At 48.2% G+C, this 1,570-nt stretch carries 1 protein-coding gene; it reads left to right on the forward strand.

Annotated elements, in window-relative coordinates; all coding sequences use genetic code 11:
- The first annotated feature begins 352 nt into the window (after positions 1-352).
- The gene (locus ACN0IC_RS14955) at positions 353-1,111 is read left to right on the forward strand and encodes an SDR family oxidoreductase (RefSeq protein WP_007151260.1); all 759 of its coding nucleotides are present in this window, start codon (positions 353-355) and stop codon (positions 1,109-1,111) included.
- The last annotated feature ends 459 nt before the right edge of the window (positions 1,112-1,570 follow it).

A 1,570-nucleotide genomic window follows, 5' to 3' on the forward strand; every position in this document is an offset into this window, starting at 1 on the left:
CACCATCCCTGTGCTACCGGAAGTTTTGTGCCCTTTCCTGGGCACTCTATCTAGCCGGACAACCTTTCTTTCTCAACAAAAGGCACACTCGTACCAAAGAAAAATCTGAATAATATTCAGAATATAGGCACCGCCGAAAGCATTCTGAGTGCCAGCGCAACTATTACCTGAATGCCCACGATTTGCACCTTCTGTGATCATTAATGGGATCCTATTCGCACTTTCCCTGTATTTGTTTACACACTAAACAGGCCCTGTTTGACCTGCCAAATAACGTCATGATACTTTCAGGAACGATCATTCCTAAATAAAGGAAATGATCTGCATTAAATACACAAACCAAGGAAAAAGGATGAATGACCTGAAAGGAAAGAAGGCTGTCATTACGGGCGGCAACAGCGGCATTGGCTTTGCCACTGCCAAAAAGTTTTCTGAACTCGGCGCGCAAGTAATGATCACCGGCCGGTCAGCTGACAAGGTGTCTTCCGCTGCTGAGTCCCTCTCTGTTATCGGTGCTGTTGCTGACGTTCAGGACCTGTCCCAGATCGATAATCTGGTCGATCAAGTCAAGAGGGAGTTTGGCACGATCGACATTCTGTTTGTTAATGCCGGCATCTTCGCACCGGCACCAATAGGTCAGATTTCGGAAGAAATGTTTGACCAACAAATGGGGATTAACTTTAAAGGCGCCATCTTCACCATTGAGAAGCTCCTTCCCGTTCTCAATGAAGGGGCGTCAATCATTAATTTGTCATCGATCAATGCCTATACCGGGATGCCCATGACCGCTGTTTATGCTGCTTCAAAAGCAGCACTCAATGCTTACACTCGAACAGCAGCCACAGAGCTTGCACCCAGAAAAATCCGGGTCAATGCTGTCAATCCTGGTCCGACTGAAACCCCGATTTTCGGAAAGACAGGCATGTCACAGGAAGAGCTTGGCGGCTTTGCCCAGGCACTCCAGGCGAATATTCCCCTCAAGCGCTTTGCGCAGCCCGACGAGATAGCCAGCCTGGTTTCCTATCTGGCTTCTGACGACGCGGCCTTTGTCACCGGCGCTGAATTCAACATTGACGGCGGCGCCAATATCAATCCGATTCTTGCCGGCTAGCAGATTCGTCAGACTGTTAGCTCTCATTGAGAAAACGCTATGCATGACCACTCCCACATGCATAGCTCTTGCATTTACATTAAGGATCAAAAAGAACAGGGATGTGGCGTATTCTGGCGAGAGAGGAAAGAGCAAAACGGGGATCGGCGCTATTTAGACCGCATCATTGATGCAATGGCGCATGCGTCATGCAGAGCTTCTTTGAACAGACGGTTCTGGAAATTTCGTGCGGAAAACCCAACAAAATGGCTTCGCTTTCTTACTATCCCCACCGGGAGGCCAAGGCGAATTTGTCGACTCAGGCAACGGACATCAATCCAGCAAGCCAACAATTTGATCAATCTGGGCCATCAACTTTTTCGGGCTTTTCTCCAGCTTGGCAATCACATTGAGCCCTGAAAAAACGGTATATATCAAACCCGACAGTGTTTTTATGTCTTTATTCGGCGGTATTTCACC

This window comes from Litorimonas sp., from assembly GCA_029936425.1.
Classification (GTDB): domain Bacteria; phylum Pseudomonadota; class Alphaproteobacteria; order Caulobacterales; family Maricaulaceae; genus Litorimonas.